The 19073-nt window shown below is 60.7% G+C and carries 18 protein-coding genes and 1 tRNA gene; all 19 read left to right on the top strand.

From position 1 onward, the window contains the following. Positions 1 to 95 precede the first annotated feature (95 nt). The 19 genes from PMI11_RS27555 to PMI11_RS27645 all read left to right on the top strand — a co-directional run bounded on the left by PMI11_RS27555 (position 96) and on the right by PMI11_RS27645 (position 19072). Positions 96 to 172 (top strand) — tRNA-Asp (locus PMI11_RS27555). A 248-nt stretch (positions 173 to 420) separates the two neighbouring features. Continuing rightward, positions 421 to 786 (top strand): NADH-quinone oxidoreductase subunit A, encoded by a 366-nt coding sequence (locus tag PMI11_RS27560; RefSeq protein ID WP_007823878.1) that lies wholly within the window; start codon positions 421 to 423, stop codon positions 784 to 786. After that, a complete protein-coding gene (locus tag PMI11_RS27565) occupies positions 777 to 1361 on the top strand; it encodes a NuoB/complex I 20 kDa subunit family protein (RefSeq protein WP_007823879.1) in 585 nt (194 codons plus the stop codon). The genes PMI11_RS27560 and PMI11_RS27565 overlap by 10 nt, the downstream gene beginning before the upstream one ends. A gap of 18 nt (positions 1362 to 1379) precedes the next feature. Continuing rightward, on the top strand, positions 1380 to 1982 hold the full coding sequence (locus tag PMI11_RS27570; protein ID WP_007823880.1) for an NADH-quinone oxidoreductase subunit C: 603 nt from the start codon (positions 1380 to 1382) through the stop codon (positions 1980 to 1982). 67 nt (positions 1983 to 2049) lie between these two features. Next, positions 2050 to 3240 carry an NADH-quinone oxidoreductase subunit D gene (locus PMI11_RS27575; protein WP_007823881.1) on the top strand — a complete coding sequence of 397 codons (1191 nt, stop codon included), beginning with the start codon at positions 2050 to 2052 and terminating at the stop codon, positions 3238 to 3240. Next, a complete protein-coding gene (locus tag PMI11_RS27580; RefSeq protein WP_007823882.1) occupies positions 3240 to 3512 on the top strand; it encodes a hypothetical protein in 273 nt (90 codons plus the stop codon). The genes PMI11_RS27575 and PMI11_RS27580 overlap by 1 nt, the downstream gene beginning before the upstream one ends. Positions 3513 to 3528: 16 nt before the next feature. Then, positions 3529 to 4674, top strand: a complete 1146-nt coding sequence (locus tag PMI11_RS27585; protein ID WP_007823883.1) for an NADH-quinone oxidoreductase subunit E — start codon at positions 3529 to 3531, stop codon at positions 4672 to 4674. 12 nt (positions 4675 to 4686) lie between these two features. After that, a complete protein-coding gene (gene nuoF / locus PMI11_RS27590) occupies positions 4687 to 5991 on the top strand; it encodes an NADH-quinone oxidoreductase subunit NuoF (protein ID WP_007823884.1) in 1305 nt (434 codons plus the stop codon). Positions 5992 to 5995: 4 nt separating this feature from the next. Next, on the top strand, positions 5996 to 6655 hold the full coding sequence (locus PMI11_RS27595) for a 5' DNA nuclease (RefSeq protein WP_007823886.1): 660 nt from the start codon (positions 5996 to 5998) through the stop codon (positions 6653 to 6655). A gap of 225 nt (positions 6656 to 6880) precedes the next feature. After that, on the top strand, positions 6881 to 8962 hold the full coding sequence (gene nuoG / locus PMI11_RS27600) for an NADH-quinone oxidoreductase subunit NuoG (protein ID WP_007823887.1): 2082 nt from the start codon (positions 6881 to 6883) through the stop codon (positions 8960 to 8962). Positions 8963 to 8974: 12 nt separating this feature from the next. Further along, complete coding sequence (gene nuoH, locus PMI11_RS27605) at positions 8975 to 10021, top strand: NADH-quinone oxidoreductase subunit NuoH (RefSeq protein ID WP_007823890.1); 1047 nt, start codon at positions 8975 to 8977, stop codon at positions 10019 to 10021. A gap of 37 nt (positions 10022 to 10058) precedes the next feature. Then, on the top strand, positions 10059 to 10550 hold the full coding sequence (gene nuoI / locus PMI11_RS27610) for an NADH-quinone oxidoreductase subunit NuoI (RefSeq protein WP_007823892.1): 492 nt from the start codon (positions 10059 to 10061) through the stop codon (positions 10548 to 10550). Between the two features lie 142 nt (positions 10551 to 10692). Next, positions 10693 to 11310 carry an NADH-quinone oxidoreductase subunit J gene (locus PMI11_RS27615; protein WP_007823895.1) on the top strand — a complete coding sequence of 206 codons (618 nt, stop codon included), beginning with the start codon at positions 10693 to 10695 and terminating at the stop codon, positions 11308 to 11310. Positions 11311 to 11335: 25 nt separating this feature from the next. Then, positions 11336 to 11644, top strand: a complete 309-nt coding sequence (gene nuoK / locus PMI11_RS27620; protein WP_007823900.1) for an NADH-quinone oxidoreductase subunit NuoK — start codon at positions 11336 to 11338, stop codon at positions 11642 to 11644. Between the two features lie 7 nt (positions 11645 to 11651). Continuing rightward, positions 11652 to 13649 (top strand): NADH-quinone oxidoreductase subunit L, encoded by a 1998-nt coding sequence (gene nuoL / locus PMI11_RS27625; RefSeq protein ID WP_007823902.1) that lies wholly within the window; start codon positions 11652 to 11654, stop codon positions 13647 to 13649. Beyond that, the gene (locus PMI11_RS27630) at positions 13649 to 15160 is read left to right on the top strand and encodes an NADH-quinone oxidoreductase subunit M (RefSeq protein ID WP_007823904.1); all 1512 of its coding nucleotides are present in this window, start codon (positions 13649 to 13651) and stop codon (positions 15158 to 15160) included. The genes nuoL and PMI11_RS27630 overlap by 1 nt, the downstream gene beginning before the upstream one ends. 14 nt (positions 15161 to 15174) lie before the next feature. Then, the gene (gene nuoN, locus PMI11_RS27635; RefSeq protein ID WP_007823906.1) at positions 15175 to 16620 is read left to right on the top strand and encodes an NADH-quinone oxidoreductase subunit NuoN; all 1446 of its coding nucleotides are present in this window, start codon (positions 15175 to 15177) and stop codon (positions 16618 to 16620) included. After that, positions 16620 to 17384 carry a biotin--[acetyl-CoA-carboxylase] ligase gene (locus PMI11_RS27640; RefSeq protein WP_007823907.1) on the top strand — a complete coding sequence of 255 codons (765 nt, stop codon included), beginning with the start codon at positions 16620 to 16622 and terminating at the stop codon, positions 17382 to 17384. Before nuoN ends, PMI11_RS27640 begins: the two co-directional genes overlap by 1 nt. Positions 17385 to 17401: 17 nt before the next feature. After that, positions 17402 to 19072 (top strand): ribonuclease J, encoded by a 1671-nt coding sequence (locus PMI11_RS27645; protein ID WP_007823908.1) that lies wholly within the window; start codon positions 17402 to 17404, stop codon positions 19070 to 19072. The last annotated feature ends 1 nt before the right edge of the window (position 19073 follow it).

Consider the following 19073-nt stretch of genomic DNA (forward strand, 5'->3'; position numbering starts at 1 on the left):
TCGAGCCCCGTCACTCGCGCCATTTCAAAGCAGGCGTCAATTTGACGCTGTCTGTCCGGTTTCGTGGTATCCTCACGGTCCGAAAGGTCCAATGCGCGGGTGTAGCTCAGTCGGTTAGAGTGCCGGCCTGTCACGCCGGAGGTCGCGGGTTCGAGCCCCGTCACTCGCGCCACTTATCTCCGAAAAGCCATGCAGTTTCCGAGGGTCAGCCATGCGACCTTCCGCGACATTTGCGGATTTGTCGCGACATCGTTGCATCTGCTTGATAATGTCCGTCTCACGCTGTTCGAATAGCTTCTGTAAAAGTCTTGCGCCGGGGCTCCGGCTGCGCTAACCACGGCTTGTTGCAACGCACGTTCGCTTGCCGGGCATTTGCCCAGTTGCGCCGCCCGGCGCCGCCCGCAAGCAGGGATGAACATGATGACTGAACTGCTCAGTTCCTATATTCCGATCGCTATTTTCATCGGCATCGCGCTCGTTATCGGCCTGGCGCTTCTCATTGCGCCGTTTGCCGTTGCCTTCAAGGCGCCCGATTCGGAAAAGCTCTCGGCTTATGAATGCGGCTTCAACGCATTCGACGACGCTCGCATGAAGTTCGACATCCGCTTCTATCTCGTGTCGATTCTCTTCATCATCTTCGACCTTGAAGTCGCTTTCCTCTTCCCGTGGGCCATTTCCTTCGGCGCCATCGGCTGGTTCGGCTTCTGGTCCATGATGGTCTTCCTGCTCGTGCTGACCATCGGCTTTATCTATGAATGGAAGAAGGGAGCCCTGGAATGGGAGTAGCCCCCGCTAGCAATCAGACGCTCGTATCGCAGCAGCCGAAGGGGATTATCGATCCCTCCACCGGCAAGCCGATCGGCAGCAACGACGCGTTCTTCGGCGAGATCAACAACGAGCTCGCCGACAAGGGTTTCCTTGTCACCTCGACCGATGAGCTGATCAACTGGGCCCGTACCGGCTCGCTGATGTGGATGACCTTCGGTCTTGCGTGCTGCGCCGTCGAAATGATGCAGCTCTCCATGCCGCGTTACGACGTCGAGCGCTTCGGCTTTGCGCCGCGTGCCTCGCCGCGCCAGTCGGACGTCATGATCGTCGCCGGCACGCTGACCAACAAGATGGCGCCCGCGCTCCGCAAGGTCTACGACCAGATGCCCGAGCCGCGTTACGTCATCTCCATGGGCTCCTGCGCCAATGGTGGCGGCTACTACCACTATTCCTATTCGGTCGTGCGTGGTTGCGACCGCGTTGTGCCGATCGACATCTACGTGCCGGGCTGTCCCCCCACGGCGGAGGCGCTGCTTTACGGCGTGCTTCTGCTGCAGAAGAAGATCCGCCGCACCGGCACGATCGAACGCTAAGGGCAAGGACAGAGAATTATGAGCGAAGCCCTTACTGAGCTTTCGTCGTACCTTTCGGAAGCGCGTGGCAATCTGATTGCCGCCTCGCAGCTCAAATATGGCGAGCTGACGCTGACGACGACTGGCGATAACCTGATTCCGCTGCTGACCTTCCTGCGCGACGACGCCAAATGCGGCTTCGTCAACCTGACGGACATTTGCGGCGTCGACTGGCCACAGCGCGAGCTGCGTTTCGATGTCGTCTATCATATTCTGTCGCCGAAGCAGAACCTGCGCATCCGCGTGAAGGTAGCGACCGACGAGGATACGCCGGTTCCGTCCGCCTGCGCCGTTTATCCCGGCGCCGACTGGTTCGAGCGCGAGACCTGGGACATGTATGGCGTGCTCTTCACTGGCCACCCGGACCTGCGCCGGATCCTGACTGACTACGGTTTCGAAGGTCATCCGCTGCGCAAGGATTTCCCGACGACCGGTTTCGTCGAAGTTCGCTACGACGATGCGGCAAAGCGCGTCGTTTACGAACCTGTCGAACTGAAGCAGGAATTCCGCAATTTCGATTTCTTGTCCCCTTGGGAAGGCACGGAATATGTGCTGCCGGGCGACGAAAAGGCGAAGCAGTAAGTTTGAGGCGTGTGGCGGGCCGAAAGTCCGCTGTTCACTGACTACCTGAAAAAGCGAGCCCATCGCCATGACCGAACATAACGTCCGTAACTTCAACATCAATTTCGGGCCGCAGCATCCGGCAGCGCACGGCGTTCTGCGTCTTGTGCTGGAGCTTGACGGCGAAATCGTGGAGCGCGTCGATCCGCATATCGGCCTGCTGCACCGCGGTACCGAAAAACTGATCGAGACCAAGACCTATTTGCAGGCCGTTCCCTACTTCGACCGCCTCGACTACGTGGCGCCGATGAACCAGGAACATGCCTATGCGATGGCGGTCGAAAAGCTGCTCGGCATCGAGATCCCGATTCGCGGCCAGCTCATCCGCGTGCTCTACTCGGAAATTGGCCGTATCCTTTCGCATCTTTTGAACGTTACGACGCAGGCCATGGACGTCGGCGCGCTGACGCCGCCGCTCTGGGGTTTCGAAGAGCGCGAAAAGCTGATGGTGTTCTATGAGCGCGCCAGTGGCTCCCGCATGCATGCCGCTTACTTCCGTCCGGGCGGCGTTCACCAGGACCTGCCGGAACAGCTCGTGCAGGATATCGGCAAGTGGTGCGACGAATTCCCGGGCAAGCTCGACGATATCGACGATCTTCTGACCGGCAACCGCATCTTCAAGCAGCGTAACGTCGATATCGGCGTCGTCTCGCTGGAAGATTGCTGGGCCTGGGGCTTCTCGGGCGTCATGGTGCGCGGTTCGGGCGCGGCCTGGGATCTGCGTCGCGCGCAGCCCTATGAATGCTATTCGGATCTCGAGTTCGACATTCCGATCGGCAAGAACGGCGACAACTACGATCGTTACCTGATCCGCATGATCGAGATGCGCGAATCGGTGAAGATCATGAAGCAGTGCGTGAACCGCCTGCTCGGTGATGCCAAGGCGGGACCGTTCTCCTCGATCGACGGCAAGGTCGTGCCGCCGAAGCGCGGCGAGATGAAGCGTTCGATGGAAGCGCTGATCCACCACTTCAAGCTCTATACCGAAGGCTATCACGTTCCGGCCGGCGAAGTTTATGCTGCCGTCGAAGCGCCGAAGGGTGAGTTCGGCGTCTACCTCGTCTCCGACGGCACCAACAAGCCATACCGCTGCAAGATCCGCGCTCCGGGTTATGCGCACCTGCAGGCAATGGACTTCATGTGCCGTGGCCACCAACTTGCCGACGTCGCGGCCGTTCTCGGCTCGCTCGACATCGTGTTCGGCGAGGTGGACCGCTGATGCAGGCTCTGCCGTTCGCAGCAGCACTTCTTCTTTCGGCTTCCGGCGCCTTCGCGCAGGATGCCGGAAAGCTCGGCACGCCGCTGGGCCATGAGGAAGCACAGCCGCCGGCAGAGCAATCGTCCATGGGCGATCTTTTGTCCAAGGGCTATCAAATCAAGGCTGCCGTGCCGAATGGCGGCAAGTTCGTAGTATTTATGCAAAAAGACCAGTCGGCCTATGCCTGTGAAATGCAGTCTTTGACTGCTTCGCGGTGTGGAACGCTAAACTGACAAGGCGTGAGGAAGAATGTCCGTTCGTCGATTAGCCGAAGATCAATTCCAGCCGGCCGCATTCGCTTTCAGCGATGAAAACGCGGTCTGGGCGGAAAAGACGATTCAGAAATATCCCGCAGGCCGTCAGCAGTCCGCGGTCATTCCGCTGTTGATGCGTGCGCAGGAGCAGGATGGTTGGGTCACCCGCCCGGCGATCGAAAAGATCGCCGACATGCTGGACATGGCCTATATCCGTGTTCTCGAGGTCGCAACCTTCTACACCCAGTTCCAGCTTCATCCCGTTGGCACCCGCGCTCACGTGCAGGTCTGCGGCACGACGCCCTGCATGCTGCGCGGCTCGGAAAAGCTGATGGGCGTCTGCCGCAGCAAGATCCACCAGCATCCGTTCGAGCGCAACGCCGAGGGCACGCTCTCCTGGGAAGAGGTCGAATGTCTCGGGGCCTGCGTCAACGCTCCGATGGTGATGATCGGCAAGGATACCTACGAGGACCTGACGCCGGAGCGCCTGGAAGAAATCATCGATACGTTCGCGGCCGGCAATGGGGCGAGCGTCAAGGTCGGCCCGCAGATCGACCGTCACCTGTCCTCGCCCGAAGGTGGCCCGACGACCCTGTTGAACGATGTTGCTGTCACCCGCACCGCGGTTAACAAGGCCCCGGCTACTGCACCGGCAGACGGCGCCACTGTTCCGCCCTCCGAGGCTGCGCGTCCGAAGAGCACCGATGCAGAGACCAACGCGGCGCTGAAGACGCCCGCAACGGCACCGAAGGCATCCGCCAAGAATGCCAAGGCTGCCGAAGTTCAGCCGCTCTCCGGCACCGCCGCTTCCGAACCGGCGCCAAAGGCCGCCGCTGATGCTGCTGCCAAGCCGTCGTTGACCGACAAGAATCGCCCGGCCGGCATCGAAAAGCCCGCCGCTCCCGATGATCTCAAGATGATTTCCGGCGTCGGTCCGAAGATCGAAGCAACGTTGAACGAAATCGGCATCTTCACCTTCGCGCAGATCGCGGGCTGGAAGAAGGCCGAACGCGAATGGGTCGATGGTTTCCTGAATTTCCGCGGCCGCATCGAGCGCGACGACTGGGTCAAGCAGGCCAAGGCGCTCGCCAAGGGCGGCGAAGCGGAATATATCAAGGTCTTCGGCAAGAAGCCGCGGTAAGAGGTGTGAGATATGTTAGAAGATAAGGACCGCATCTTTACCAACATCTACGGCCTCAAGGACAAATCCCTGAAGGGTGCGATGAGCCGCGGCCACTGGGATGGCACCAAGCAGATCCTCGAAAAGGGCCGTGACTGGATCATCGATGAGATGAAAGCTTCCGGCCTCCGTGGCCGTGGCGGCGCAGGCTTCCCGACGGGTCTCAAGTGGTCGTTCATGCCCAAGCAGAGCGACGGCCGTCCGCACTACCTCGTCGTCAACGCCGACGAATCGGAGCCCGGTACCTGCAAGGACCGCGACATCATGCGCAACGATCCGCATACGCTGATCGAAGGCTGCGTGATCGCAAGCTTCGCCATGGGCGCCAACGCTGCCTATATCTATGTACGCGGCGAATATATCCGCGAGCGCGAAGCCCTGCAGGCCGCAATCGATGAATGCTATGACGCCGGCCTTCTCGGCAAGAACAACAAGCTCGGCTGGGACATGGACATCTATGTCCATCATGGTGCCGGCGCTTATATCTGCGGCGAAGAAACCGCGCTGCTCGAAAGCCTTGAGGGCAAGAAGGGCCAGCCGCGCCTGAAGCCGCCGTTCCCGGCCAATATGGGTCTCTACGGCTGCCCGACGACGGTCAACAATGTCGAATCGATCGCCGTTGCCCCGACCATCCTGCGCCGTGGTGCCGGCTGGTTCTCGTCCATCGGCCGTCCGAACAATGTCGGCACCAAGCTCTTCATGCTCTCCGGTCACGTCAACAAGCCGTGCACCGTCGAAGAGAGCATGGGCATCACCTTCCGCGAACTGGTGGACAAGCACGCCGGCGGCATCCGCGGCGGTTGGGACAACCTGCTGGCCGTCATTCCGGGTGGCGCATCGTGCCCGATCGTTCCGGCCAAGGACATCATCGACTGCCCGATGGACTTCGACGGTCTGCGCGCTGTCGGCTCCTCCTTCGGCACAGCCGCCTCGATCGTCATGGACAAGTCCACCGACGTCATCAAGGCGATCGCCCGTATCTCGGCCTTCTTCAAGCATGAGAGCTGCGGCCAGTGCACGCCGTGCCGCGAAGGCACCGGCTGGATGTGGCGCGTGATGGAGCGTATGGCACGCGGCAACGCCCAGAAGCGCGAAATCGACATGCTGTTCCAGGTCACCAAGCAGATCGAAGGCCACACCATCTGCGCGCTCGGCGACGCCGCCGCATGGCCGGTGCAGGGTCTGATCCGTAACTTCCGTCCGGAAATCGAAGCCCGCATCGACCAGTATACGGCCAATGCGCTCGATCACGGTGCGGTTCTGGAGGCGGCTGAGTAAGCGCATGACGATCAAGGCATCCGACAGCAAGGTTGGAGAAGGGGCAGCCGATTTCGCGGCTGACTTCGGCCGTCTTGCTGCTGGCATGCTGGAAAATGCGCGTGCGATGCCCGTTCATCCGCTGATGGCGCATCAAGCTGCGGCATTTGCCGCAGCCACGGCGATCGGCTTCGGCATTTCCACGCAGATGGCCGGCGTCTTCTTCGGCGCGCTGCAGGGAGCATTCGAGACGGCGAACATGGCAGCCGCAGCGCTCGACGAGACGCCGCCGGATGAAGAAACGCCTGAGATGGCCATCCGTCCGGAGAATATTCGCCGCCCGGCTGAAACGGCTATGCCGGTTCGCAAGGCTGTAAAGCCGAAGCTGACGGTGGTTTCCACCAGGGCCCCGACGGTAGAAGCCGTAAAGCCGGCGGTTGCCAAGGCGAAGCCGGCCGCAAGGTCCAGGAAGGTTGACGACCTGAAGCTGATCGCCGGCATCGGTCCGAAGCTGGAGCAGGTGCTGAACAAAAGAGGCGTCCGCACCTTTGCCGATATTGCGGCATGGAGCGAGGCCGACGTTGCGAGCCTGGACGCCGAACTCGGCTTCGACGGCCGCATCCTGCGTGACGACTGGGTTGGCCAGGCCAAGGTGCTGGCGACACGGGGTCGCAGGAAGAAGTAGGTTTCCGGCCGCAGGCGATGGCCGGAAGAATGGCATATCGACCGACGGGGCAGGGGGCTCCGGGTCGTGGTGCCGATGGCGGGTTTCGGGTCTCGGAACCAGCGAAAGAGAATTTGGGCAATTCCGGCGCCAGGACTGACGAAATGTCTGTCTTGGCAATATGGATGTTGCAAAAATAGGTTTGTTTGCCGGTGCCCGGCGAATGGGAAACAGGACTGAGTGACGATGGCAAAACTGAAGATTGACGGTAACGAGATCGAAGTTCCGGATCATTACACGCTGATTCAGGCGTGCGAAGAGGCCGGTGCTGAAGTTCCGCGCTTCTGCTTCCATGAGCGTCTGTCGGTTGCCGGCAATTGCCGCATGTGCCTCGTCGAGGTCAAGGGCGGTCCGCCGAAGCCGCAGGCTTCCTGCGCCATGGGTGTGCGCGATATCCGCGGCGGCCCGAACGGCGAACTGCCTGAAGTCTTCACCAACACGCCGATGGTCAAGAAGGCCCGCGAAGGCGTGATGGAATTCCTGCTGATCAACCATCCGCTGGATTGCCCGATCTGCGACCAGGGTGGCGAATGCGACCTGCAGGACCAGGCCATGGCCTTCGGCATCGACACCTCGCGCTATCAGGAAGACAAGCGCGCCGTCGAAGACAAATACATCGGCCCGCTCGTCAAGACGGTCATGAACCGCTGCATTCACTGCACGCGTTGCGTCCGCTTCACGACGGAAGTTGCCGGCATTTCCGAACTCGGCCTGATCGGCCGCGGCGAAGACGCCGAAATCACCACCTATCTCGAGCAGGCCATGACCTCCGAGCTGCAGGGCAACGTCGTTGACCTCTGCCCGGTCGGCGCACTGACCTCCAAGCCCTTCGCCTTCACGGCCCGCCCTTGGGAACTGAACAAGACCGAATCGATCGACGTCATGGACGCCGTCGGCTCGGCAATCCGCGTCGATACCCGCGGTCGCGAAGTCATGCGTATCCTGCCGCGTGTCAACGAGGCGGTGAATGAAGAGTGGATCTCCGACAAGACCCGTCACGTCTGGGACGGCCTGAAGACGCAGCGCCTCGACCGCCCTTACGTCCGTAAGGACGGCCGCCTGCAGCCGGCGAGCTGGGGCGAAGCTTTCGGCGCCATCAAGGCTGCCGTATCGGCAACATCAGGCGACAAGATCGGCGCGATTGCCGGCGACCTCGCTTCGGTCGAAGAAATGTATGCGCTGTCCGAACTGGTGAAGTCGCTGGGTTCCGGGAACCTCGACTGTCGCCAGGATGGGGCGGCACTTGATCCGTCGCTCGGCCGCGCAAGCTACCTCTTCAATCCGACCATATCAGGCATCGAACAGGCCGACGCACTGCTCATCGTCGGTGCGAATCCGCGCTTTGAAGCCGCTATCCTCAATGCTCGCATCCGCAAGCGTTTCCGTCGCGGCGGCTTCCCGATCGGTGTGATCGGTGAGGGCGGCGAGATGCGCTACAAGTATGATTACCTCGGCGCAGGTCCCGATACGCTGAAGGACATTCTCGATGGCAGCCACGCCTTCGCCGAAGTCCTCTCCAAGGCTTCCAAGCCGATGATCATCATTGGCCAGGGCGCTCTGACCCGCACGGATGGCGCAGGCGTTCTCGCAACCGCCGCCAAGCTCGCCGTCAATGTCGGCGCGATCGCTGAAGGCTGGAACGGTTTTGCGGTGCTGCACACCGCAGCATCGCGCGTCGGCGGCCTCGACCTCGGCTTCGTGCCGGGCGCCAAGGGCGTCAATGCCGCCGAGATGCTGAAGGCCATGGACGTGCTCTTCCTGCTCGGCGCCGACGAACTCGACTTCTCGACCAAGGCTGCGAAGTTCACGGTCTATATCGGCTCGCACGGCGACAATGGCGCACATGGCGCCGATGTCATCTTGCCGGCGGCCGCCTACACCGAAAAGTCCGGCACCTGGGTCAACACTGAGGGCCGCGTCCAGATGGGCAATCGCGCCGGCTTCGCACCGGGTGACGCCCGCGAAGATTGGGCGATCATCCGCGCCCTTTCCGACGTGCTCGGCAAGAAGCTTCCCTTTGATTCTCTCGGCGAATTGCGCAGCAAACTCTATGCGGCATTCCCGCATTTCGCGGCCGTTGATGAGATCGCCGAAGGTGATAGCGCCCAAATTGCCGCACTGGCGAAAAAAGCCGGTAAGATGAACAAATCCGGGTTTGCGTCGTCGGTCAAAGACTTCTATTTGACGAACCCGATAGCGCGCGCCTCGGCTGTCATGGCCGAGTGCTCGGCATTGGCCCGCAACAATTTCAAAGTCGCGGCAGAGTAAGGGCAGGAACTCATGGATTCTTTCTTCTCGACCTATGTCTGGCCGGCGATCATCATGATCGGTCAGTCACTGCTGCTGCTCGTCTGCCTGCTGGTCTTCATCGCTTACGTCCTTCTTGCCGACCGCAAGATCTGGGCTGCCGTCCAGCTGCGCCGCGGTCCGAACGTCGTCGGCCCCTTCGGCCTGTTCCAGTCCTTCGCCGACCTTCTGAAGTTCGTCTTCAAGGAGCCGGTCATCCCGGCTGGCGCCAACAAGGCGGTCTTCCTGCTTGCCCCGCTTGTAACCGTGCTTCTGGCGCTGTCGACCTGGGCGGTTGTGCCGCTCGCTGACGGCTGGGTGGTTGCCAACATCAATGTCGGCATCCTCTACATCCTGGCGATCTCCTCGCTTGAGGTTTACGGCATCATCATGGGTGGCTGGGCTTCGAACTCGAAGTATCCCTTCCTCGGCGCGCTGCGCTCCGCCGCACAGATGGTGTCATACGAAGTCTCGATCGGCTTTGTCATCGTCACCGTTCTTCTCTGCGTCGGCTCGCTGAACCTGACTGACATCGTTAACGCTCAGCGCACCGGCCTCGGCACGATGCTCGGCCTGCCGAACTCGTTCCTCGACTGGCACTGGCTGGCGCTGTTCCCGATGTTCATCGTCTTCTTCATCTCGGCGCTCGCCGAGACGAACCGCCCGCCCTTCGACCTTCCGGAAGCAGAATCCGAACTCGTCGCCGGCTTCATGGTCGAATACGGCTCGGCTCCGTACATGATGTTCATGCTCGGCGAATATGCGGCCGTCGTGCTGATGTGCTCGCTGACGACGATCCTTTTCCTGGGTGGCTGGCTGCCGCCGGTTGATTTCTGGCTCATCAACTGGGTGCCCGGCATCATCTGGTTCATGCTGAAGTCGTGCCTGGTGTTCTTCATGTTCGCCATGGTCAAGGCTTTCGTGCCGCGTTACCGCTACGACCAGCTCATGCGTCTCGGCTGGAAGGTCTTCCTTCCGCTGTCGCTCGCCATGGTCGTCATCGTTGCATTCGTGCTGAAACTGACGGGATGGGCAGGCTGATGTCCAACCTCGTTTCCGGCAAAATTGGAGATTGAAGATGGGAAGCCTGTCCGCCTCCATCAACTCGCTTTTTCTCAAGGAATTCGTCGGCGCCTTCTTCCTGTCGATGCGTTACTTCTTCAAGCAGAAGGCGACGATCAACTACCCCTTCGAAAAGGGTCCGGTCAGCCCGCGCTTCCGCGGCGAGCATGCACTGCGCCGTTATCCCAACGGTGAAGAGCGCTGCATCGCCTGCAAGCTGTGCGAGGCGATCTGTCCCGCTCAGGCGATCACCATCGAAGCCGGCCCGCGCCGCAATGACGGCACGCGCCGCACGGTGCGTTACGACATCGACATGGTGAAGTGCATCTATTGCGGCTTCTGCCAGGAAGCTTGCCCTGTTGATGCGATCGTCGAAGGCCCGAATTTCGAATTCGCCACCGAGACCCGCGAAGAGCTCTACTTCGACAAGCAGAGGCTGCTCGACAACGGTGACCGGTGGGAGCGTGAAATCGCCCGCAACATGGCGATCGATGCGCCGTATCGTTGATTGAAATTTGAAATGCCGCGGGGAGGGCGCTCTTGCCCACCGCGGTCAACATGCACCGGGGCTTTGCCGGCGGAAGCTGCGCGAAGTCCTATCGGGCAGGGAAACTCCCGGCTGCCCGGGGGAAGATGAAAAAGGCACCAACATGGGTCTGCAGGCTCTATTTTTCTATCTTTTCGCCTTTGTCGCGATAGCGTCGGCGTTCATGGTCATCTGGGCGAAGAACCCGGTTCACTCGGTTCTGTTCCTGATCCTGGTGTTCTTCAATGCAGCGGGTCTCTTCCTGCTGCTGGGTGCCGAATTCCTGGCGATGATCCTGCTCGTCGTCTATGTGGGCGCGGTCGCTGTTCTCTTCCTCTTCGTGGTAATGATGCTCGACATCGACTTCACCGAGCTTCGCGCCGGTGTTCTCGAATATGCGCCGATCGGTGCGCTGATCGGTCTCATCCTCGCAGCCGAACTCATCGTCGTCATCGGCGGCAGCGCGATCTCGCCCGAGATTGCCAAGACAGTCGCCATGCCGATCCCGGCACTCACCGAACGTACCAATACGGCCGCTCTCGGCGACGTGCTCTACACCAACTACGTCTACTTCTTCCAGATCGCCGGTCTGATCCTGCTGGTCGCCATGATCGGCGCGATCGTGCTGACGCTGAAGCATCGCACCAATATCAAGCGGCAGAATATTTCCCGCCAGGTTGCCCGCACGCCTGCGACTGCCGTCGAGGTGATCAAGGTCAAGCCGGGCCAGGGCGTGAGCTGAGCCGAGAGGTCAAGGAACAAAGAACATGGTCATCGGACTTTCCCACTATCTCACGGTCAGCGCCATCCTCTTCACGATCGGCATCTTCGGCATCTTCCTGAACCGGAAGAACATCATCGTCATCCTGATGTCGGTCGAATTGATCCTGTTGTCGGTCAACATCAACATGGTCGCCTTCTCGTCGTTCCTCAACGACATCGTCGGCCAGGTGTTCGCACTGTTCATTCTGACTGTTGCTGCTGCTGAAGCGGCGATCGGTCTTGCAATTCTCGTTGTCTTCTACCGCAACCGCGGTTCGATCGCGGTCGAAGACGTCAATATGATGAAGGGCTGAGCGGCTCATGTTCCTCTATAAGGCTATCGTCTTCCTTCCCCTGATCGGTGCGATCATTGCCGGCCTCTTCGGTCGCGCGATCGGCGCCAAGGCGTCGGAATATGTCACCAGCGGCCTGATGATCATCGCCGCCATCCTGTCCTGGGTCGTCTTCTTCACGGTTGCGCTCGGCCATCCGGAAGGCGTGATCAAGGTCGAGGTTCTGCGCTGGATCCAGTCCGGCGGCATCGATGTCTCCTGGTCGCTGCGTGTCGATACGCTGACCTCGGTCATGCTGATCGTCGTCAATACGGTCTCGACGCTGGTGCATGTCTACTCGATCGGTTACATGCACACCGATCCGCACCGTCCGCGCTTCTTCGCCTATCTCTCGCTCTTCACTTTCGCCATGCTCATGCTGGTGACCTCCGACAACCTCGCCCAGATGTTCTTCGGCTGGGAAGGCGTGGGTCTGGCCTCGTATCTGCTGATCGGCTTCTGGTACAAGAAGCCCTCGGCATCGGCGGCTGCAATAAAGGCCTTCATCGTCAACCGCGTCGGCGACTTCGGCTTCGTGCTTGGCATTGCCACCGTCTTCGTGCTGTTCGGCTCGATCAACTTCGACACGATCTTCGCCAATGCTTCGACCTTCGCTCCGGCGGAAGGCGGCGGTGAAGCCGGTGAAGTGATCCTGAACCTCTTCGGCATGCATCTCGACAAGGCGCATGCGCTGACCGGCGCCTGCCTGCTGCTCTTCATGGGTGCGATGGGTAAATCGGCACAGTTCCTGCTGCACACCTGGCTGCCGGATGCCATGGAAGGCCCAACCCCGGTATCCGCACTCATCCATGCCGCAACAATGGTGACCGCCGGCGTCTTCCTCGTCGCCCGCATGTCGCCGCTTTTCGAACTCTCGCATGATGCGCTCGTCGTCGTGACGATCATCGGCGCAATCACTGCCTTCTTCGCGGCGACCGTCGGCCTCGTGCAGAACGACATCAAGCGCGTCATCGCCTACTCGACCTGCTCGCAGCTCGGCTACATGTTCGTCGCCCTCGGCGTCGGCGCCTATGGCGCGGCAATCTTCCACCTCTTCACGCACGCCTTCTTCAAGGCTCTGCTCTTCCTTTGCGCCGGCTCGGTCATCCACGCCGTCGACGGTGAGCAGGATATGCGCTACATGGGTGGCCTGCGTCCGCACATCAAGTGGACGTTCCGTATGATGATCATCGGTACGCTGGCGATCACCGGTGTCGGCATTCCCTTCACCCCGTTCGGCTTTGCCGGCTTCTTCTCGAAGGACGTCATCATCGAGGCTGCCTATGCGTCGCATTCGCCGGCTGCAGGCTTCGCCTTCACATTGCTGGTCATTGCCGCTCTCTTCACCAGCTTCTATTCTTGGCGCTTGATCTTCATGACCTTCTACGGCAAGCCGCGCGCTTCGCACGAGGTCATGCACCACGTCCATGAATCGCCGCAGGTCATGCTGGTGCCGCTCTACCTCCTCGCCATCGGTGCAGTTTTTGCCGGCGTGCTCTTCGAAGGCCGTTTCTATGGCGAGGAATATGCCGAGTTCTGGAAGGGCGCGCTCTTCACCGGTGCCGAGAACGAACTGGTGGAAGAATTCCATCATGTTCCGGCATGGGTCGGCCTCAGCCCCTTCATCGCCATGTTGCTCGGTTTCGTGACCGCCTGGTACATGTACATCAGGTCGCCCTCGACGCCGCGTAAGCTCGCCGAGCAGCATCGTGTGCTCTACCAGTTCCTGCTCAACAAATGGTATTTCGACGAGCTCTATGACTTCCTCTTCGTCCGCTCCGCCAAGGCGCTCGGCCGCTTCCTGTGGCAGAAGGGGGATGTCGGCGTCATCGATACCTACGGTCCGAACGGCATTGCCGCCCGCGTCGTCAACGTTACCGACCGCGTCGTGCGCCTGCAGACCGGCTACCTCTATCACTATGCCTTCGCGATGCTGATCGGCGTTGCGGCGCTCGTTACCTGGATGATGCTCGGGAGTTCCTTCTGATGACCGATTGGCCTATTCTTTCAACGGTCACCTTCCTGCCGCTCGTCGGCGTGGTGCTCCTGTTGCTGATGAACGGCGAAACCGAGAACGGCCGCAAGAACGTGCTGTGGATCTCCTTGATCACCACGGTCTTCACCTTCATCCTCTCGCTCTTTATCTGGATCGGCTTTGACAACGCCAATCCGGGCTTCCAGATGATCGAGCAACATAGCTGGCTCGGCACCGGCATCGGCTACCATGTCGGTGTCGACGGCATCTCCATGCTGTTCATCATCCTCTCGACCTTCTTGATGCCCTTCTGCGTGCTCGCAAGCTGGCTCTCGATCGAGAAGCGCCTGAAGGAATACATGATCGCCTTCCTCATCCTTGAAGTGATGATGGTCGGTGTCTTCGTCTCGCTCGATATCGTTCTCTTCTACGTCTTCTTCGAAGGCGGCCTCATTCCGATGTTCCTGATTATCGGCGTATGGGGCGGTGCGAACCGCGTCTATGCGAGCTACAAGTTCTTCCTCTACACGCTGCTCGGCTCGGTGCTGATGCTGCTCGCCATCATGGCCATGTACTGGCAGGCCGGAACGACCGACATCACCGCGCTGCTGGCCTACAAGTTCCCGCCGGCAATGCAGACCTGGCTGTGGCTTGCCTTCTTCGCTTCCTTCGCGGTGAAGATGCCGATGTGGCCGGTCCATACCTGGCTCCCGGACGCACACGTCCAGGCGCCGACGGCCGGTTCCGTCATCCTGGCAGGCGTGCTCCTGAAGCTCGGCGGCTACGGCCTGATCCGCTTCTCGATCGGCATGTTCCCGGTCGCTTCGGATCATTTCGCGCCGCTCGTGTTCGCGCTGTCCGTTATCGCTATCATCTACACCTCGCTGGTCGCGATGATGCAGGACGACATCAAGAAGCTGATCGCCTATTCCTCGGTCGCTCACATGGGCTACGTGACGATGGGCATTTTCGCGGCCAACGCTCAGGGCCTGCAGGGTTCGATCTTCCAGATGCTGTCGCACGGCATCGTCTCGGGCGCGCTCTTCCTCTGCGTCGGCGTCGTCTATGACCGTACCCACACCCGCGAGATCGCGGCCTATGGCGGCCTGGTCAACAACATGCCGAAATACGCGGTGGCCTTCATGGTCTTCACCATGGCGAATGTTGGCCTGCCGGGCACTTCGGGCTTCATCGGTGAATTCCTGACTCTGATCGGTGTCTTCCGCGCCAACACCTGGGTTGCACTCTTTGCCGCCACCGGTGTCATCCTCTCGGCCGCCTATGCGCTCTGGCTCTATCGCCGGGTGATTTTCGGCGCGCTGGAAAAGGAAAAGCTGAAGGCTTTGCTCGACCTCTCGCCGCGTGAAAAGGTCATCCTTTATCCGCTGGTTGCGCTCACTATTTTCTTCGGCGTCTATCCGGCTCCGGTCTTCGATGCGACCGCAGCTTCCGTAGACCATCTGATCAACAGCTATTCGGCCGCAGTGCAGGCAGCGCAGAATGTTGCGCTGTCGATGAAATGACGGGACTTTAGGACATGACTGCTGAAACAATCTCCCTGAGCCTGTACCTGTCCGCGCCGGAAATCATCCTCGCGATCGGTGCCCTTCTGCTGCTCATGATCGGCGTTTTCTCGGGCGAGCGGTCCGGTCCGCTCGTCAGCGCGCTGGCGATGATCGTGATTGCCATCTCTGGCCTGTGGCTGATCTTCATTCCCGGCGACGGCCTTGCCTATGGCGGCGTCTATCTCGCCGACGGCTTTGCACGCTTCATGAAGGTGCTGGCCCTGATCGGTTCTCTGGTCGCGCTGTTCATGTCGATGGGTCATGCGCGGGAAAATCAGCTCGACAAGTTCGAGTTCCCGGTTCTCCTGGTGCTCTGCACGCTCGGCATCATGCTGATGATCTCGGCAAATGATCTGATCGCGCTCTACCTCGGCCTCGAACTGCAGTCTCTGGCGATCTACGTCATCGCTGCGATCAACCGCGACAGCCTGAAGTCGACCGAAGCCGGCCTGAAGTATTTCGTCCTCGGCGCGCTTTCCTCGGGCATGCTGCTCTACGGCATGTCGCTGGTCTACGGCTTCACCGGTCACACGCATTTCGCCGAGGTTGCCCAGGCGCTCACGGTCGAAGGAGCACGCTCGCTCGGCCTGATCTTCGGCCTCGTCTTCATCCTCGCCGGTATCGCCTTCAAGATCTCGGCCGTTCCGTTCCACATGTGGACGCCGGACGTTTATGAAGGCGCGCCGACCCCGGTCACCGCCTTCCTGGCGAGCGCACCAAAGGTTGCCGCCATGGCGATGATGACCCGCATCGTCATCACCGCTTTCGAGCCGGTGCTGACCGACTGGCAGCAGGTCATCGTCTTCATCTCGATCGCCTCGATGCTGCTCGGTTCGTTCGCGGCCATCGGCCAGAAGAACATCAAGCGACTGATGGCCTATTCCTCGATCGGTCACATGGGTTACGCGCTGGTTGGCCTGGCCGCCGGCAACCAGACGGGCGTCACCGGCGTCATGCTCTACATGGCGATCTACATGGTCATGACCCTCGGCTCCTTCGCAATCATCATGTCGATGCGCCGCAAGGATGGCACGGTTGTCGAAAATGTCAGCGATCTCGCCGGCCTGTCGACGACCAACCCTTTCATGGCTGTCGTGCTGACCGCGTTGATGTTCTCGCTTGCCGGTATCCCGCCGCTCGCCGGCTTCTTCGCGAAGTACTTCGTTTTCGTCGCCGCCATCGAAGCCAAGCTCTATGCGCTTGCCGTCATCGGTGTTCTCGCCTCGGTCGTTGGCGCTTACTACTACCTGCGCGTCATCAAGCTGATGTGGTTCGATGAGGCGACCGGCGAATTCGCCCGCGTCTCCGGCTCGCTGCGCCTCGTCTTCGGTCTCTCCGGCCTCTTCGTCGCCGCCTATGTTCTCATCGGCGGTCCGATCGGTGGTGCGGCAGAGCTTGCTGCGGCAACGCTGTTCTGATGGCTTCCGACAAGCGGCGCCGGATATCGCTCGGCGATATCAGGCACGAGGCCTTGTCGGATACGTCGTCGACCAACACGGAATGCCTTGCCCGGGCTCGGGCAGGGGACAACGGTCTGCTCTGGGTGACCGCCGAACGACAGACCGGCGGCCGAGGCCGCCGGGGCCGTCCCTGGGTTTCAGAGCGCGGCAATCTCTACGCTTCACTTCTTCTCATCGATCCGGCGCCGATGGAGCGCCTTGCCTCCCTGCCGCTGGCAATCGCCGTTGCCGTGCACCAGGCGATCCGCAGTGTATTGCCCCCCGGCGCCGAGCCGCTGGAGGTGAAGTGGCCGAACGATATCCTGATCGGACGCAAGAAGACCTGCGGCATCCTCGTGGAAGGCGAACGGCTGGCTGATGGCCGCCATGCTGTCGTGATCGGCATCGGCATCAATGTATCGGTCATGCCCGACAATCCTATCTATCCCGTCACTTGCCTGCGCGATCAGGGAAGTGCGGCTTCGCCCGAAGAGCTCTTCGCCCATCTCTTTGCCTCCATGGCCGAGACGCTTGATACCTGGGATGAAGGGCAGGGTATTGCCGAGGTCACAGCTCGGTGGCGCGCTGTCGCCTGCGGTATTGGCGAAAAGATAACCGTGAATCTGCCCGACAGGTCGATTTCAGGATATTTCGCCGGAATAGATGATAATGGCCTGTTGATGCTCGATACCGGCGCAGGCAGGATAATGCCGATTGCGGCCGGCGATGTATTCTTTGGATAGTGGAAAAAACAAACATTATGGCGAAACAGGACGAACTGGTATTTCTGCCCCTGGGCGGCGTCGGCGAGATCGGCATGAATCTCGCGCTGTACGGCTACGGCCCGGCGGATCACCGCCAGTGGATCATGGTGGATTGCGGCGTCACCTTTCCGGGGCCGGATCTGCCGGGTGTCGATCTCGTCCTGCCGGATATCCGCTTCCTTGCCAATGAGCGCAAGAACCTCAAGGCGATCATCATCACCCACGCCCATGAGGATCACTACGGCGCGCTCGCCGATCTTTGGCCGGGGCTGAACGTGCCGGTCTATGCCTCGCCCTTCACGGCCGGCCTGTTGGAAGCCAAGCGCAATTTCGAGAAGGATGCGATCGGCGAAGTGCCGGTGACGATCTTCAAGGCCGGCGATACGATCAATGTCGGCCCCTTCAGCATTGAGGGTGTCGCCGTCAATCACTCTATCCCCGAGCCGATGTCGCTGGTGATCCGCACGCCGCTCGGCAATGTCATCCACACCGGCGACTGGAAGATCGACCACGAGCCGTCGCTCGGACCTCTGACCGACGAGGCGCGCTTCCGTCAGCTTGGCGATGAGGGCGTGCTGGCACTGCTCTGCGACTCCACCAATGCGCTGCGTGACGGCGTTTCGCCCTCCGAGAAGGATGTCTCGGAGAGCTTGCGCAAGATCATCGAGAATGCCGAGGGGCGTGTGGCGATCACCACCTTCTCCTCGAATGTCGGCCGTATCCGCACCGTCGCCGAAGCCGCCGAAGCTGCTGGCCGTGAAGTGCTGCTGCTTGGAAGTTCGCTGAAGCGCGTGTGCGATGTCGCTCAGGACATCGGCCTGCTGGAAGGCGTAAAACCCTTCATCTCCGAGGAGGATTACGGCTTCATCCCGCGTGACAAGGTCGTGGTCATCCTGACTGGCAGTCAGGGCGAGCCGCGCGCTGCCCTTGCCAAGCTCTCCCGTGACGAGATGCGCAATGTGGCGTTTACCGCCGGCGATATCGTCGTCTTCTCCTCGCGTGCCATCCCCGGTAACGAGAAGGCGATCCAGGACATCAAGAACGGTCTTGTGGAGCAGGGCGTTCACATCATCACCGACACAGAGGCGCTGGTGCATGTCTCCGGTCATCCGCGCCGCAACGAGTTGCAGAAGATGTACGAGTGGACGCGGCCGAAAGTCGTCGTGCCCGTGCATGGCGAGGCAACGCATCTGACGGCGCATAAGGAGCTTGCCGAGCAGTCGGGCATTCCGACGGTGCCGCGTGTGCGCAACGGCGATGTGCTGCGGCTTGCCCCGGGGCCGGTCGAGGTGATCGACGAGGCGCCGCATGGCCGCATCTATAAGGACGGGTCGCTGATCGGTGACTTCGATGAGATGGGCATCGGCGAGCGCAAGAAGCTTTCCTATGTCGGCCATGTCGCCGTCAGTATCGTGCTCGACAGCCGCTACGATATCATCGGCGAGCCCGATCTCGTGGCGATTGGCCTGCCGGTCTATGACGATGAGGGCGAGGATATGGAAGATACTCTGTTCGACGCCGCGATCGGGGCGTTCGAGAGCATTCCACGCGCCCGCCGCAAGGATATCGACATGGTACAGGAGGCCCTGCGCCGCGCCGTGCGCGCTGCCGCCAATCATACCTGGGGCAAGAAGCCTCTCGTCACGGTCTTCATCACTAGGGTCTGAT

It is taken from the genome of Rhizobium sp. CF142 (assembly GCF_000281145.1).
In the GTDB taxonomy this organism is placed as follows: Bacteria; Pseudomonadota; Alphaproteobacteria; order Rhizobiales; family Rhizobiaceae; genus Rhizobium.

Bases quoted from the DNA above. Each gene is read 5' to 3' on its own strand.
- PMI11_RS27585 (WP_007823883.1), top strand. From the start codon at position 3,529: ATGTCCGTTCGTCGATTAGCCGAAGATCAATTCCAGCCGGCCGCATTC.
- PMI11_RS27570 (WP_007823880.1), top strand. From the start codon at position 1,380: ATGAGCGAAGCCCTTACTGAGCTTTCGTCGTACCTTTCGGAAGCGCGT.
- PMI11_RS27615 (WP_007823895.1), top strand. From the start codon at position 10,693: ATGGGTCTGCAGGCTCTATTTTTCTATCTTTTCGCCTTTGTCGCGATA.
- nuoF (WP_007823884.1), top strand. From the start codon at position 4,687: ATGTTAGAAGATAAGGACCGCATCTTTACCAACATCTACGGCCTCAAG.
- nuoL (WP_007823902.1), top strand. From the start codon at position 11,652: ATGTTCCTCTATAAGGCTATCGTCTTCCTTCCCCTGATCGGTGCGATC.
- PMI11_RS27630 (WP_007823904.1), top strand. From the start codon at position 13,649: ATGACCGATTGGCCTATTCTTTCAACGGTCACCTTCCTGCCGCTCGTC.
- PMI11_RS27595 (WP_007823886.1), top strand. From the start codon at position 5,996: ATGACGATCAAGGCATCCGACAGCAAGGTTGGAGAAGGGGCAGCCGAT.
- PMI11_RS27560 (WP_007823878.1), top strand. From the start codon at position 421: ATGACTGAACTGCTCAGTTCCTATATTCCGATCGCTATTTTCATCGGC.
- PMI11_RS27575 (WP_007823881.1), top strand. From the start codon at position 2,050: ATGACCGAACATAACGTCCGTAACTTCAACATCAATTTCGGGCCGCAG.
- PMI11_RS27580 (WP_007823882.1), top strand. From the start codon at position 3,240: ATGCAGGCTCTGCCGTTCGCAGCAGCACTTCTTCTTTCGGCTTCCGGC.
- PMI11_RS27565 (WP_007823879.1), top strand. From the start codon at position 777: ATGGGAGTAGCCCCCGCTAGCAATCAGACGCTCGTATCGCAGCAGCCG.
- nuoN (WP_007823906.1), top strand. From the start codon at position 15,175: ATGACTGCTGAAACAATCTCCCTGAGCCTGTACCTGTCCGCGCCGGAA.
- nuoK (WP_007823900.1), top strand. From the start codon at position 11,336: ATGGTCATCGGACTTTCCCACTATCTCACGGTCAGCGCCATCCTCTTC.
- PMI11_RS27640 (WP_007823907.1), top strand. From the start codon at position 16,620: ATGGCTTCCGACAAGCGGCGCCGGATATCGCTCGGCGATATCAGGCAC.
- nuoI (WP_007823892.1), top strand. From the start codon at position 10,059: ATGGGAAGCCTGTCCGCCTCCATCAACTCGCTTTTTCTCAAGGAATTC.
- nuoH (WP_007823890.1), top strand. From the start codon at position 8,975: ATGGATTCTTTCTTCTCGACCTATGTCTGGCCGGCGATCATCATGATC.
- nuoG (WP_007823887.1), top strand. From the start codon at position 6,881: ATGGCAAAACTGAAGATTGACGGTAACGAGATCGAAGTTCCGGATCAT.
- PMI11_RS27645 (WP_007823908.1), top strand. From the start codon at position 17,402: ATGGCGAAACAGGACGAACTGGTATTTCTGCCCCTGGGCGGCGTCGGC.